Source organism: Candidatus Tisiphia endosymbiont of Piscicola geometra, from assembly GCF_964026415.1.
Classification (GTDB): Bacteria; Pseudomonadota; Alphaproteobacteria; order Rickettsiales; family Rickettsiaceae; genus Tisiphia.
Map to the genome: position 1 here is coordinate 704,977 of NZ_OZ032144.1, position 14,722 is coordinate 719,698.

At 32.5% G+C, this 14,722-nt stretch carries 12 protein-coding genes; 6 read left to right on the forward strand and 6 right to left on the reverse strand.

Annotated features, from left to right (window positions below; genetic code table 11):
• Positions 1 to 112 precede the first annotated feature (112 nt).
• The 5 genes from AAGD26_RS03310 (at position 113) to AAGD26_RS03330 (ending at position 4,360) form a co-directional block, all read left to right on the forward strand.
• Positions 113 to 646 carry a DUF1543 domain-containing protein gene (locus AAGD26_RS03310; RefSeq protein ID WP_341752223.1) on the forward strand — a complete coding sequence of 178 codons (534 nt, stop codon included), beginning with the start codon at positions 113 to 115 and terminating at the stop codon, positions 644 to 646.
• Between the two features lie 104 nt (positions 647 to 750).
• Positions 751 to 2,013, forward strand: a complete 1,263-nt coding sequence (locus AAGD26_RS03315; RefSeq protein ID WP_341752224.1) for a pitrilysin family protein — start codon at positions 751 to 753, stop codon at positions 2,011 to 2,013.
• On the forward strand, positions 2,010 to 2,693 hold the full coding sequence (locus tag AAGD26_RS03320) for a uroporphyrinogen-III synthase (protein WP_341752225.1): 684 nt from the start codon (positions 2,010 to 2,012) through the stop codon (positions 2,691 to 2,693). The genes AAGD26_RS03315 and AAGD26_RS03320 overlap by 4 nt, the downstream gene beginning before the upstream one ends.
• Positions 2,674 to 3,288, forward strand: coding sequence for a hypothetical protein (locus tag AAGD26_RS03325; protein ID WP_341752226.1), 615 nt, complete (start codon positions 2,674 to 2,676; stop codon positions 3,286 to 3,288). Before AAGD26_RS03320 ends, AAGD26_RS03325 begins: the two co-directional genes overlap by 20 nt.
• 4 nt (positions 3,289 to 3,292) lie before the next feature.
• Positions 3,293 to 4,360, forward strand: a complete 1,068-nt coding sequence (locus AAGD26_RS03330; RefSeq protein WP_341752227.1) for a tetratricopeptide repeat protein — start codon at positions 3,293 to 3,295, stop codon at positions 4,358 to 4,360.
• A 149-nt stretch (positions 4,361 to 4,509) separates the two neighbouring features.
• Here AAGD26_RS03330 and AAGD26_RS03335 read toward each other — a convergent pair whose 3' ends face one another.
• The 6 genes from AAGD26_RS03335 to nuoF all read right to left on the reverse strand — a co-directional run bounded on the left by AAGD26_RS03335 (position 4,510) and on the right by nuoF (position 11,540).
• The gene (locus tag AAGD26_RS03335) at positions 4,510 to 6,885 is read right to left on the reverse strand and encodes a penicillin-binding protein 1A (RefSeq protein WP_341752228.1); all 2,376 of its coding nucleotides are present in this window, start codon (positions 6,883 to 6,885) and stop codon (positions 4,510 to 4,512) included.
• A gap of 160 nt (positions 6,886 to 7,045) precedes the next feature.
• Positions 7,046 to 8,383, reverse strand: a complete 1,338-nt coding sequence (gene miaB, locus AAGD26_RS03340; RefSeq protein ID WP_341752229.1) for a tRNA (N6-isopentenyl adenosine(37)-C2)-methylthiotransferase MiaB — start codon at positions 8,381 to 8,383, stop codon at positions 7,046 to 7,048.
• A 257-nt stretch (positions 8,384 to 8,640) separates the two neighbouring features.
• Entirely contained in the window at positions 8,641 to 8,928 is a 288-nt protein-coding gene (locus AAGD26_RS03345; RefSeq protein ID WP_341752230.1) for a type II toxin-antitoxin system RelE/ParE family toxin, read from the reverse strand.
• Entirely contained in the window at positions 8,915 to 9,181 is a 267-nt protein-coding gene (locus tag AAGD26_RS03350; RefSeq protein WP_341748005.1) for a type II toxin-antitoxin system Phd/YefM family antitoxin, read from the reverse strand. The genes AAGD26_RS03345 and AAGD26_RS03350 overlap by 14 nt, the downstream gene beginning before the upstream one ends.
• A gap of 63 nt (positions 9,182 to 9,244) precedes the next feature.
• The gene (locus AAGD26_RS03355; protein ID WP_341752231.1) at positions 9,245 to 10,231 is read right to left on the reverse strand and encodes a hypothetical protein; all 987 of its coding nucleotides are present in this window, start codon (positions 10,229 to 10,231) and stop codon (positions 9,245 to 9,247) included.
• A gap of 43 nt (positions 10,232 to 10,274) precedes the next feature.
• A complete protein-coding gene (gene nuoF, locus AAGD26_RS03360) occupies positions 10,275 to 11,540 on the reverse strand; it encodes an NADH-quinone oxidoreductase subunit NuoF (RefSeq protein WP_341752232.1) in 1,266 nt (421 codons plus the stop codon).
• 496 nt (positions 11,541 to 12,036) lie between these two features.
• On the opposite strand from nuoF, the gene AAGD26_RS03365 reads away from it, so the two are divergent.
• Positions 12,037 to 14,097, forward strand: coding sequence for a hypothetical protein (locus AAGD26_RS03365; RefSeq protein ID WP_341752233.1), 2,061 nt, complete (start codon positions 12,037 to 12,039; stop codon positions 14,095 to 14,097).
• Positions 14,098 to 14,722: the final 625 nt, after the last annotated feature.

Sequence of the window (14,722 nt, forward strand, 5' to 3'; positions counted from 1 at the left end):
TGTAGAAAATAATAGACTCCTTGTTAGTATCATACCTATAATGATATTAACAACTAACTAATAACTATTAAAAATATATCATTGAATTAGCCAAAAATTAAAAGAACTTTATATGCCTTATTTGCAAAAATTTGTATTTGACTCACCTATGTTATGTGTTTTCTATTTAGGAGGAAAAGTTGAAGGTTGCAATATAGAAATGCATGATGTTGTATTTGCAGTCGGGAAATCTGATATTGAAATTTCTCAAAAAATTAAAAACAAATGGTGTGGTATAAAAACATCTCTACATGTTGATTCTTGGTTCATACTAGCTAGTCTTAACGGTTTTGATGTTAAAATTACGGAAATAAAACCTCAATCTAGTACCAATCATTTATATTTTGTTAACCTTGGTTCTTATAAGAGAAACTTCTTTGGAGAAAATCATTTTATCACTTTTGTTGTTGCACAATCGAGAAGCCAAGCCATTGAACAAGCAAGAAGAGAAGTGTCTAAGGGTACAGAAATGTTACATACTGACAATATCTATGATATAGATGAATGCATTAGAATTACTGAAGTTGATAATTACCATATTGCACTTGAATATACTGGCATAAAAAAGAAGTTAAGTATAATCAATGGTTATCAGCAACTCAAATAGATTGACTTATGCAGTAAGTCTTTTGTTTTAATAGGAAATGACTCCTTGCATAACTAGTTGTGAAGAGTTATTTTAAGGTCATTGGAATCTAAATAAGTGATAAAATGGACTTTAATTCAAGCAAACTTAAAAATGGTCTAACTATTCTTACCTATAATATGTCTAATGTAAATTCTGTAGCTATTAATGTCATTGTTAATGTAGGTAGCCGCTATGAACAATCTTCAGAAATAGGCATATCCCATTTTCTTGAACATATGGCATTTAAAGGCACAACAACTAGGTCTGCTAAACAAATTGCTGAAGAATTTGACTCTATAGGAGGACATTTTAATGCATATACCTCGCATGAACAAACTGTTTATTATTCAAAAATATTGAATGAAAACTGCTATAAAGCTTTAGAAATACTGGCAGATATCATCCAAAATTCAGTTTTTTCAAAGGAAGAAATAGCCAAAGAATATCAGGTGATTCTACAAGAAATTGCTCATGTTCAAGATACCCCTGATGAACTTATCCACGAGAAATTTTACAGTAGTGCTTATGAGAATCAAGCACTTGGCAGGTCAATTCTAGGAACTCACGACAGTTTGGCTAAATTTGATAGAGAACATTTTAGTAATTATGTTGACAAACATTATAATGCCGAAAATATTTACTTATCAGTAGCAGGAAATATTTCCCATGAGCAAGTTGTAGAATTTGCCAAAAAATTATTTTGTTCATTAAAAAATAAACAAAACAGTCATTTTGAGAAAGTTAGATATACAGGGGGACATAGCTTTATCACCAAAGATCTTGAGCAAACTACTCTAGTTCTAGGTTTCGAGAGTGTGCCGTATTTTAACATACAACAATTATATCATACGCAAGTTCTTTCACTAATACTTGGCAATGGTATGTCATCGAGATTATTTCAACAAATCAGGGAAAAACTTGGACTGGTTTATTCAATTGGTAGCTATAATAGCTCCTACTATGATAGTGGGATTTTTGGCATATATGCCTCCACTAATCATGATAAACTACCATTCCTTACAGAACAATTAGTTAATGAAATAAAAAAAGTTTCTACAGACATCAAAGACTCAGAAATTGATAGGGCTAAAGTACAACTAAAAACTAGTATCTATATGGCTCAAGAAGAATCTTCTTATAAATCAGAAGAAATTGGTAAGAATTTTGCTGTTTTTGGCAAATATATACCTACTGAACAAACTATTGAACATATTATGAATATAACAAAACAAGATATAATAAATATTGCTAACAAAATATTTGTTACAAAACCTACTTTATCTATTATTGGTCCTAAACCACTTGCCATAGATTATCAAGAATTATGCCATAAGCTAGCTTTATGAAATCGGTGCTATTAACTAGAAGTTTAGAGGATAATAATGAAACCATTAGAGAATTGGAGAAAAATTGTAGTTTTAAATATATCTGTTCTCCTTTAGTGGAATATCAAGCTTTGCCATTAAATAGCACCATTTTGCATAATTATGTTAATATAATTGTCACCAGTAAATTTGCTGCTAGAATCCTTGCTGAGCATCAAGAGGTAGAACAAAAGAACGTATGGATAGTTGGCAATTCATCAAAGTTAATTCTAGAACAAAGAAATTTTGTAGTACGATATGTTGCTACAAATATTCAAGACCTACTAGAAAACATCCCTCAAGAAATATATGAGCAAACCATATATTTATCGTCAAATGAAATTACTCAAGATTTGCCTCAAAAAATAAAAAGACACATTATTTATCGGGTAAAATACGCGACCCAGCTGTACCAAATAGCAGAGATTGAAAAGGGCATCAATTTTATTTTACTATATTCACAGAACAGCACTAAGACTTTCATTGAATTATTAATAAAAAATAATTTGCTAAAACTACTAGATAATAGTTTAGTGATTACTATAAGTGAAAAAGTAGCAAATATTATTAGATATTTTGCCAAAAATGTGGTTTATTGTGATAATGGACAGCCGCAACAAATGTTAGAGTTATTAATTTATAATGCAAAAATCAGAAACTAATATAATAAAAGGTCGTAGTAATAATCCTATTATTCTTACAATTATTCTAATTGTGTTATTTGCCATATCAATAGGTTACATGACTTTTTTAAATAATAAAAAAGTAGATACTGAACTACCTGACAACCCAACTACTTCTAAACCAGCTACTATATCAGAAAATGTTGTACTTCAAAAAGATAGTAGTTTGAATCAAGAAGAAGTCTTATTAAACCACCAACCCAAATCATCTAAGCCCCCCCCTAATTATAGCATTTATTTACTTAGCGTTAATCTTTTAGTGATAAATTTTTTACAAGATAAAGATTATACACAGCAAATTCGTCAAATTGAAACTGTAGAGTTACCTACAAAAATAAAAAATATTTTGCTAGACCTACACAATTATAATGAAAATTATTTACTTAATAATAGTCTAGGTTTAGTCAAGATATTTCCAAAAGCAAATTGTTGGATCGAGAAATTTATTAAGATTGAAAGGAAATCTAGTTTTACCAAAGATAAAGAAAAACTAAAGTTGAGAATAATAGGCAATCTAGATTTTTTTATTAATTTCTTTTATTCAGAAGAATTACAGCAAAAATTTGTAGAGTAAAATAATGATAAGATTATTAATAATTTGTATTACATTTTTGTTATTATATTTAGGCTTTTCTGTCTTAAATCAGCTTGACTCAACATTAACCTTAAATTTATATGATTATTATATAGAAACCTCCTTTTTTACTTTCATTACTTTATATATATTATTTACACTTTTTAGTGCTATTTTTTTTAAAATAATATTTCTAATTATTGACCTACCTACTAATTTAAAAGATCTTTTCTTTTCCAAAAGAGCCACTACTGATAATTACCTACTGATGAAGGCTATGGCAGAATATATTGCTGGTGAAAAATCAAAGTCAGTAGCAACTAGTCAGAAAATAGCTTACCGTTTAAGCAAAGAAAACAAGGTATTTCATACTTTACTTTTAGCAGAAGCAGAATTAGATCCTTCAATAAGAATACAATATTTTCAGGAATTAGAGCAATCTAAACATTATAGTGCCTTTGTTACCAAAAGACTTGCACAAATATTTTATCAAAATAATATGTATGAAACAGCTGAGAATTATGCTGTTAGATCATTTAACCTAAATGAATTTGATAGTGAAACTTTAGAAATTTTACTTGATTGTTATGCTAAACTTTCTCTGTGGACAAAATTTATCTTTGTGGTATCCAAACTTAACAGAGTTGACACACAAAAACTAGAGTCTATAAAGAACAAAATAGCTGATTATTATGTTGATGCTGCCAAAAATATGCTAGAAGCTAATGAGACAAAAGATGCTATCCATTATTTAGAATCAGCTATTAAACTTATACCTTCACATATCTCCGCATTAAATCTTTATCTACCTATGAACTCTTCTAGCTGGAATAATAAAAACATTGAAATATTAAAAGCTGCCTTCGCAAATAACCCTTCTTTTGAGATTGTAGAATTATATAAGCAATTTTCTTCTGTACCACCTTTAAGAATTTATGAAGATCTAGCAATGTTAGTAAACCCTAAACAATATTTAGGGCTATTTTTAGCTATAGCCGCTTATTTAGGCTTACCGGAAAAGATTAAAAATCTTAAAAATGAACCTGAACTATTACCTTTTCATGATATTTGAGATTAATAGACTTACTGCATAAGTCAATCTAGTTGGTGATTTTGTCGTCGAAACTCGCCTCCGCTCCTCACGTACGTCTGTGTACGCTGCGGTACTCGGCTTCGTTTCTCCTAAAAATCCCTCAACTATCTTTGATTTATGCAGCAAGTCTAATATATCTCCTGAGAAGGATCTTTTTCTGGAGGGATATTATGGAAAGCATCATTATCTTGACCTTGGTGTTCTTCTTGATAATCTAATACTGGTATATCATGAATTTTGAATGCTTCCATAATACTACTAGCAGAAGTAATTCTACCAGTTGTTGGATCTATTGGTAACAATTTAATTGATTCTGGTACTTTAAATGCCAGTGATGGAATATCAGAATAAGCCTTCTCCATAAAATCAATAAATATAGGCAAGGCAACACTTGACCCTGTTGCAGTTCTTCCTAGTGTTTTTGGCGTATCATAACCAATATATGTTCCGACAACTATTTTTGGAGTAAAACCAATAAACCAAGTATCCATACTATCGTTGGTAGTACCACTTTTACCAACTATAACCTTACCAAGTTTTTTTGCAGCGGTTGCCGTACCTCTTTCAACTGCTCCAGTGAGAAATGAGATAATCTGATAATCACTTGCTTCATCGGTAATCATCCGATAGTCGGGTTGAGGTAGGATAGGGAGTGATAAGTTATCAGTAAGCTGGGAGTCAGATACATTACAATTTTTACATTCCCTATTATCTCTACGATAAATTATTTTACCATTACGATCTTTAATTAGCTCTACGAAATGCGGCGTAACTTTTTTTCCTGAATTAGCAATTATTGCATAAGCATTGGTCATTTTTTCTAGTGTGGTTTCGAGCGAACCAAGCACCATAGAGTAAAATCTCTTCGGCTCATTATTAATACCAAATCGCTTGATTATCTCAGCAACTTTGCTTAGCCCTATAGCTTGTGCTACCCTAACAGTAACAAGGTTTCGTGATTTCTCAAGCCCTATACGCATAGTAATTGAACCTAGAAAATTCCCTTTATAATTTTTTGGTCGCCAAACTGGCATGCCAGGACCTTGCGGAATCTCTACTGGACCATCTTCAAAAATTCTATTTGGCTGGATTGCGTTTTCTAAAGCAGCAAGATAAACAAAAGTTTTACTGAGTGACCCTGGTTGTCGCAGTGCCTGAGTAGCACGATCAAATTTACTAACTGTGAAATCATATCCACCAACGCTGGCAAGTACCTGACCTGTTGTAGGATTCATCACTATAATCGCACCATTAACAGTAGGAATTTGCCGCAAATAGTAATTAGCATTTACTTTTTCGACTACTACAACGTCACCTTTCTTTAAAAGAGTTTTTACTGATTTAAGATCATTTTTTGCCCACTTCATTTCTGATAAAACTATTTTTGACTGACTCAAGTCACAAAGACCAATTTCTGCTTGATTATCCGAAACATTTAACACCACAGCTAATTGATATTCTAAAATAGCTGGAGGCTTTGCTACTTTATTTAAATTATCTTGCCAGTTATTTAGATCAATATTAGTTATGACTCCTCTAAAACCATGCTTCCTATCATATGCTCTTATGCCTTGCCTAAGAGCATTTTCTGCAGCTTGCTGATAACCAGCATCAAGTGAAGTAATGACCGTTAACCCTCCAGTATAGAAATATTCTTTACTGCCAATTTTACTAATGACTTCTTCCCGTACTTGCGCAGCATAATAACCGGCTGTAACGGTTTCATTACGATCCCGCTTTTGCAAAGTAATAGGACTATCTACTGCTTCTTTTGCTGTCTCTTGCGTTATATAACCATCTTCCAACATTCTCATAATAACATAATCTCTACGATCTTTCACCCTAGCATAATTTCTCTCCGGATTAAAATTTGATGGTGCTTTTGGTAGACCAGCGATAAAAGCTGATTCGGCAACAGTTAAATCTTCAATAGACTTATTAAAATAATTCTGAGCAGCCATGGCAACTCCATAAGCTCCCCTACCAAAAAATGTTTGATTAAGATATAACTCCAAAATTTGATCTTTAGTAAAGGTTTTTGAGACCCTATAGGATAAAATTGCTTCTTTGATCTTACGTTCTATCGATACCTCAGAGCTTAATAAAAAATTCTTAACTACTTGCTGGGTAATAGTTGACCCTCCTTCCACTCTACGACGGTGTACGATATTAGAGATATTTAATATTGCTGCTCTGATTATACTTATAACATCAACTCCTGTATGTTCAAAAAAATTCTTATCTTCTGCTGAAATAAACGCCTCTATGAGAGAGCGTGGTACACTACTAATAGGTACAAAAACTCTACGTTCCAAAGCATACTCCTCCATTAATTTTCCATTTTGGGCATATACTCTTGTTACCGATGGTGGATGATAATCGGCAAGTTGAGAATAGTCCGGTAAATCCTTAGAGTAATGATACAACAAATATATACAAGCACTAAGAGCTATTATGCCTGATATTATAAATAATTTAAAAGATATATAAAAAAATTTGAGCATTTTTGATAGTGTGTTTCTTACATTTATTCAAGTAAAAGTTTTATTTTATATAATATCATCATCTAAAACATCCTTCCTGTTTATTTTTTAGCTCCCAGTTTACGTTGTGATGACTGGGATAAGAATAGTTAATTCCTATCCCGAATTCGCGTAAATTGGATCACAGCACCATTTCTCCGCTCAAACTACTTGCCCCAGCATTGATAATTTTTACATCGATAATCTGACCGAACAAATCTTTTGCAGGGTTTATTACATGCACCGACTGCATATAACATGTTTTCCCTATCAGTTGATTGTCCAATTTACCGTCACGATCAAATAATACTGGCATTATTTTGCCAATACAACTTTCATTAAACAATAATTGTTGGCGAGATATTTCTTGCTGTAAAATTGCTAAACGCCTAGATTTTATATGTTCAGGCACTTGCTCTTTAACCGCAGCAGGTGTACCAGGTCTTGGACTATATTTAAAAGAATAACACTGACCATAACCAACCTTCTTTACTAGATCTAAAGTGTCAGCAAAGTCTTCATCCGTTTCTCCAGGAAATCCTACAATAAAGTCAGATGAAAAGACTATATCTCTTCTCGCATTTCTTAAACGATTAATAATATCAAAATAATAATCTCTGTTATGTCTACGATTCATTGATTTTAAAATTTTGTTAGAACCTGACTGTACTGGCAAGTGTAAAAACGGCATTAATTTTGGCTCAGACCCATGTAACAGTATTAAATCTTCTGTCATATCAATAGGATGAGAAGTAACGTATCTAATACGCTCAAGACTTGGTATTTCTGCTATGTAGCTGATTAGATCTGCTAAACTACACTCTTTGCCTTCAATAGTTTGTCCATGATAAGCATTAACATTTTGACCTAGCAAGATTACTTCTCTTGCTCCGTTTGAAACGGAGCTTGTAATTTCCCTGTATATTTGTTCTAGACTCCTTGAGAATTCTGCACCCCGAGTATAAGGTACAACACAGAAAGTACAAAATTTGTCACAACCTTCTTGAACTGAAATAAGGCTACTTACTCCTTGTATATTAGACTGTTCAGGCAGCTTATCAAATTTAGCTTCTTCAACAAAATCTAATTTAATTACATGTTTTTCATGTCTAGCAATTTTTGCTATCAACTCTGGTAAATCGTAGTAAGATTGTGGTCCTACTACTATATCTACATAACTAGCTCTTCTAAAAATTTCATCACCTTCAGCTTGTGCAACACATCCAGCAACAGTAACGATTACATTACCTTCTCCCTTTGATTTTCTATCATCTTTAATTTGTTTGATGCGACCAAGCTCGGAATACATTTTTTCTGCAGCTTTCTCTCTAATATGACAAGTATTTAAAATAATCATATCAGCTTGGTACATAGAATCAGTTGGCTGATAATCAAATGGCTCTAGCAAATCCTGCATCTTGAGGGAGTCATATACATTCATTTGACATCCGTAAGTTTTAATAAAGAGCTTTTTTTTCACGTTTTTTACTTAACAAAAATAAATTTAGGTTGCATTATATATAATACTGTAAAAAATATGACATATTTTTTTGGAATGATTTTATTTGAGGTTATTGAGGTTTGGAAAGTTATGAAGCTTATAGTATACTCGGTGAACTTCAAGAATTGGCGTCGTCGTGTCTAAAGATCTCCGCTGCTCACGTACTAATGTACGCTCCGCTGCTCGACTTTGACACTCCTAGCTCTTCTTGAAGTTGACCTTCGTCTACCAACTCTTCATTTACGAGCAGTATACATATGTTTGTGTAATACTCTAACTATGATAATACCATATTCTTGTTTTAGATAATACAATATATGTTTTTTTGTAGGGAAGCTCAATAAGGTAGGATATATATCATTTCGTAAAGTACCTATATTAGGATTAAGACTTAAAGCAATAGCTTTGTTATGTATCTCATCTAAATATTTTATAGTTTGCTGCCTTCCCCAATGTTTTAGTGTATAATCTGTAATATCTTCAAGATCACGTTTCGCACTATTTGTAAATTTACACTGAACCATTAAGCTTTATTTTTAAGTTATCAAAAACAACCTTATGAGAGTGTATTTTATTTTTTGCTAAGTCATCTAATCCTTCAGAAATTGCAAGTTTTAATACTTGTTCTTTAAAAGATTCTAATTCATGAAACTCTTTATCAGAAACTATTACAGCTATAGGCTTGCCATGTCTACTAATGCTGATAGGTTCTGTTTGCACTTTGATAAGTAATTCACCAAACTCACGTTTTGCTTCAGTTGCATTTAATTCTTCCATGATAATAATTATTTTAATTAATATGATTAATTAAAACATAAATTATTAATATAATCAAGTTAATTACAATGTCTTTTTCTTTTGGAACATTACATTATGCCAATCACTAAAAGTTTGATTCTCAGTTCTTGTTTGTACAAAATTATAGAATATTTTTAAGGTATTATAACGATCCCACTTCCATTGACAGCGATAATTTTGATCACTAGGCTTACAACTTGGGACTAACTTATAACCATTACTCACAGATTCTACATATGTTAGCAAATCATCGAATGGTTGTAACTCGCCAGCTTCTTGTTGTTTTAACATCATAAGCTCAGCTATAGCTGCCATGGTACGACCTCTTCCACCTAAGCAATGTAAATAAACCCATCGACTTGGATTTAATTTTAATTTTTGATCAAAAAGTGCTACCATTCTATCTAAATTATCACGATTAGGTTCTCGATGATCTAATGTGGTAATTCTATAATAATCAATATTCAAACCTGCCATTATATCAGCTTCAGTCTTAGTAGAAATAGGTATACAGATTGTTAGGTCCTTCTTTGTTGGCGTAGTCTTCAAATTATTTACATATATACTAAGTTGCTTGTAAGTTGGTAATATTGAACCAAAAAGATATTGCTCCTGTAGTATAATTTCCTCTTGAGATTTATTAGCGTTAACGTCATTATATGGTAAACTGATAAAGGACACTGGGTTTAGATCATTGAATCCATGATACTCACTCCTTAAATCAACATCAATAATATCTGTTTTACACCCAATAGCATTTTTAAATTGGTTAACACTAAATTGTCCACTGGCGATTATATTATATTGTTCGATATATCTAATATTTTTAGGAAGTAATTCTTGTAGTTTATTATAATGATTAAATTGGAAATATGCTAAATTTCCATTATTTAAATATTCTGATGGTAACATGTAAGTAATACAAGATGAACGACTACAGCATGGTATAAGCAATAATAACCCCATTATAGCAAATGCAATAATAAATTGAGATTTTCTACTTATGTTCAGAGCTATTATTTTCTTCATTTATTATTATACTAATTTGCTAACAGTAACAGAGCAATCTAAACTAAACCCCTTGCTTGGCTAGCCTTTCTTCAATCTCATGACGGAAATGACGAATTAACCCTTGAATAGGCCAAGCAGCAGCGTCTCCAAGGGCACAAATAGTACGACCTTCGATCATTTTTGTAACGTCCAATAATTGATCTATTTCATCTATTTTTGCCTGACCGCGTACCAGTCGCATCATAACTCGCCACATCCAACCTGTACCTTCTCGACATGGGCTACACTGACCACAAGACTCATGCATGTAGAATTTGCTAAGCCTAGCAATAGCGTAAATAATATCCGTAGAATTATCCATAACAATGACTCCACCAGTCCCGAGTGCTGAACCAGCTAACCTTAAACTATCAAAATCCATTGCAACATCCTGACATAATGACTTTGGTAGCAACGGTACTGATGAACCACCTGGGATAATAGCTTTCAGATTACTCCATCCACCCCGTACACCCCCGGCATATCTCTCAATCAACTCCTTTAAAGGTACGCCCATGGCTTCTTCAACATTACATGGCTTATTTACATGACCAGAAATACAGAAAATCTTTGTTCCGGTATTATTAGGCTTACCGATTCCAGCAAACCAATCAGCTCCACGCCGGAGTATAGTAGGCACAACGGCAATTGATTCAACATTATTAATAGTTGTTGGACAACCATATAAGCCGAAATTAGCCGGGAATGGTGGCTTTAATCTAGGGAAGCCCTTGTTGCCCTCTAAGCTTTCGAGCAGAGCTGTTTCCTCACCGCAAATATACGCCCCAGCCCCTCTATGCAAATGAATGTCAAGATGATACCCTGTACCACAAGCATTACTGCCTATAAAACCGGCATCATAAGCCTCATCTATAGCACGCTGTACATTGGAGGATTCATTATAAAATTCACCCCGAATATATATATAGCAAGTATGTGCGTTAATAGCAAAACTGGCGAGCAAACAACCTTCAATTAATTTATGTGGCTCATACCTTAAAATATCACGATCCTTGCACGTACCAGGTTCTGATTCATCAGCATTAACCACTAGATAGCTAGGTTTCGGGTGATCTTTAGGCATGAACGACCATTTGGTGCCAGTCGAAAATCCAGCACCACCCCGCCCTCGCAGACCTGATTTTTTTACTTCATCAATTATCCATTCTCTACCTTTAATAATAAAATCTTTTGTATTATCCCAATCTCCTCGTTGCTTACTGCTTATTATATCATATTTTTCCTGCCCACTAAGATTAGAAAAAATTTTATCGCTAATTTGTAACATAATTAACTCTTAGAATATCTACATATGATATTATAGCTGAAGGCAAACAATTGTGAAGAATAAATATTAGCAGGGTTTTGCACAAAAATACAACAACACCAACTCTGAAATGCGTTAAGTACATTTGTTCTACATCAAAATGCTTGCAAGAATCATCAATTCAATATAGATTCTTTATGTAATAGGGATTATATGTCCTCTAATTTTATGATTAATATAATACCTCAATTCAGGATAAGAATTAACTAATTCTTATCCTGAATTGGCTTTAATATAAGGAAAATGCATTCTTAAAGCGGCTAACGCGAATGCATTTTAAACCTTTCTAAAGCTAAAAACATGATTTTAATCTTTTAAAAGCATGTTTTTAGCAAAATATTAATTTAACAATCAGATGCAGAACCGTCTCAAATCTGATTGTTTCTATAACTTCACCGAATTTGGGATAAGAATTGACAAATTCTTATCCCAAATTCGCGTATAATGAAAGGTTTTTATGTCAGACGATAGAGCAACTATAGAATCCAGTAATTTAAATATATCTAATTTTAAGAGTGATAAGGAGTCTATTCTTTCTGAATATAGTACGAATCAAGATGATAATATATCAGTAAGATCTGTTGATTCTGGGTACGAAAGTGATAGCCATTTAGCAGATAAAAAAGATGATATTATTAGAGTTAACACTAAAAACGAGATTGAAAATATAAATAAATTAATAGGAAGGGCATACACATATAAACTTAAATTTCTAAAACAACCAATTCCACAATTATCAAAAGAATCCATAGATAACGGATTACTCATTGGTACTAACGAATCATTTATGAGTGCAATGACTGGATTAGCAGTAGAAAGTTTTTACTGTAATTTATCTGATAAAAAGACAGAAGAACTTCTTGATAATTTTAGTTTAAATATAGAACGTTCTAAAAGCATTATGAACGACAATGACAAGGCAAAAGCAGACAGACAGTTTGCAAATTTAGAAGCTAGTTTAAAGGGGTTTGTATTAAATGATATTAAAAGTAACAATGATCAGGATAAGATCGCTCTTGAAACTGTTAAAAAAGTAATATTAGAGCTAAAAGGTCAAGCAATTCCTAAATCAGATTATGCCAGTACAGTAATTAACAAAACTATGGAAAATTTACAAGCAGATGCAAGACATTTTAGTACCGAGCAACTTAATATTTTTAATAAAACTATTAGCCAAGGAAATAAAACTGTTAAATTTGCTAAAGAATTCACAAAACTTAATAAGACAGAACGTACAGTTCTTTCTAATGCAGTTAATGAATCTGCTAATTCTTTTATAAAAGAATTAATAGATAGTAGGAATAATGGGTTAAGTCCAGAGTTTGTTAATTATAGAGAAAATGAAACTAAAAAACTTTTATTGACTCTTAGTATAAATATACAAGATACTGGTTCTATGGAAGAAAAAAAGATCAGACAAGAGGCTTTTTGTAAACAGCTTCTACCTTATGTCCATATACCCAGTGAATTAGCAACTGAGTTATTTGAAGAGTGGAAACTAACAGAGCTACATAGCTTAATTGGCAAGGAAGCTCAGAAATTTTTTAGTGTAGATAATGCTCCAAAAAATTCTTCGTTTCTAACCTTAGATGCAACAAAAATTACAGAAGAAAATATCAAACGATTTGCCGATTCTATTAATCCAATTATTAAAGATAAAGATGCAGAATTAGTCTCAAAACCAATCCTTAAAGAATCTATTAACAGAATTCAAAATAAAACAGATATAAAGATTACAGAACAACAAAATAATAAAATCTCGGAACAATTATCTCCGACTTTAATAGAACTTGGTTCTGAGCAATTAATAAATCATAAAGACGAGATAATATCTGACATAACAAACAAAATTGCATCAGATAAATCTTGGTATTCTTCTGTGATTAAAAAATTACCTATTTCTACAAATAATTTACAGGATATTGCTACACATCTTACAGACAAATATAGCAATCAAACTGCACCAACCATGTCAACTTCAGTGTCCACACCACCACCTCCTCTTACTCAACATTCTAGCATAGAAACAAAACAAATACCCGAACCTAGTAGTTCTGATTTTGTGGTATCAACACCAACAGAAGCTAAGTTAGAAAATATAGAAGCACACAGGTTAAATGAGTTAACTACGGACCAACTAGATAACAGAGTCTTGGTGGATAAGTTACAGAGCAATTCGATAGCACAGATGGACAAACCTAGATATCAAGAGCTAGCTGAAGATGCTACTGACCTGCCCAACCCAAAGGTAGAAGAAGTGCATGCTAGGCAAGATACCATAAATACTTCAATGATAGCAATAAAATCAGAGCAAGAAATACATACAAAAGCCCCAATAGTTCAGGAAACTCAAACGCCGCAAAATAATCCAAGCATGTCTAGGATTATTAGTAATAATGTTAAAATAGAAATTCAACAAGTAAAAAAAACGTTAAGGCATGTAGAAACAATTAAAAGAGAACTAGCAACACCTACTAAACCTGCTCTTAAAGCAGTAAATAAAGGAAGGTTATGGTAAATTGACTGACTTTGTTGCGTGGGTCACTCATAGTACCCTACATTTTTTATATAACCACTATTAAAATAGTTGTTGATCGTCTATTAGCGAGGAGTCACTGAAAGCAGCAACGCGGCAATCTAGGATACGCGAAGCGTTACTCTAAAAAAACAGCTTCGCTGTTTACCTAGATCGCCACGGCATCTAAAGAGCCTTGCTATGATGATTATAGAAAAATGTAGGGTACTATGGTGCTTTAGACACGACGACCTTAATTCTTGAAGTTGACCGAGTATATACACATGTGCATCAACTATTGGTTATACTTTTAAATTATCCTACCATGTGTAATTTGTTTGACAACCGCAAAATAATTTGATAAATATAAATAATTAAGTTAGTATTAATATCAATTCCCAAATTAAGTTAGTTACTCGGAAATACGAATGCTCTCTAGGTCCACATAGTCTAGCTGAGCTGTCAAAATTTTGTGATGCTAATTTCAATAAATTTCTTGCAGAGTTCACTTATGTGCAAGGATTTAAGGAAGCCACGAAATCTCGACTTGCAGCACACTCAAATTCCGTTACGGATTCGAGCCTAGGCACGATGAATAAATTACCAACAAAAGTAGAATTATGCAAGA

Bases quoted from the DNA above. Each gene is read 5' to 3' on its own strand.
- AAGD26_RS03330 (WP_341752227.1), top strand. From the start codon at position 3,293: ATGATAAGATTATTAATAATTTGTATTACATTTTTGTTATTATATTTA.
- AAGD26_RS03310 (WP_341752223.1), top strand. From the start codon at position 113: ATGCCTTATTTGCAAAAATTTGTATTTGACTCACCTATGTTATGTGTT.
- nuoF (WP_341752232.1), bottom strand. From the start codon at position 11,540: ATGTTACAAATTAGCGATAAAATTTTTTCTAATCTTAGTGGGCAGGAA.
- AAGD26_RS03345 (WP_341752230.1), bottom strand. From the start codon at position 8,928: ATGGTTCAGTGTAAATTTACAAATAGTGCGAAACGTGATCTTGAAGAT.
- AAGD26_RS03315 (WP_341752224.1), top strand. From the start codon at position 751: ATGGACTTTAATTCAAGCAAACTTAAAAATGGTCTAACTATTCTTACC.
- AAGD26_RS03335 (WP_341752228.1), bottom strand. From the start codon at position 6,885: ATGCTCAAATTTTTTTATATATCTTTTAAATTATTTATAATATCAGGC.
- AAGD26_RS03355 (WP_341752231.1), bottom strand. From the start codon at position 10,231: ATGAAGAAAATAATAGCTCTGAACATAAGTAGAAAATCTCAATTTATT.
- AAGD26_RS03350 (WP_341748005.1), bottom strand. From the start codon at position 9,181: ATGGAAGAATTAAATGCAACTGAAGCAAAACGTGAGTTTGGTGAATTA.
- AAGD26_RS03325 (WP_341752226.1), top strand. From the start codon at position 2,674: ATGCAAAAATCAGAAACTAATATAATAAAAGGTCGTAGTAATAATCCT.
- AAGD26_RS03320 (WP_341752225.1), top strand. From the start codon at position 2,010: ATGAAATCGGTGCTATTAACTAGAAGTTTAGAGGATAATAATGAAACC.
- AAGD26_RS03365 (WP_341752233.1), top strand. From the start codon at position 12,037: ATGTCAGACGATAGAGCAACTATAGAATCCAGTAATTTAAATATATCT.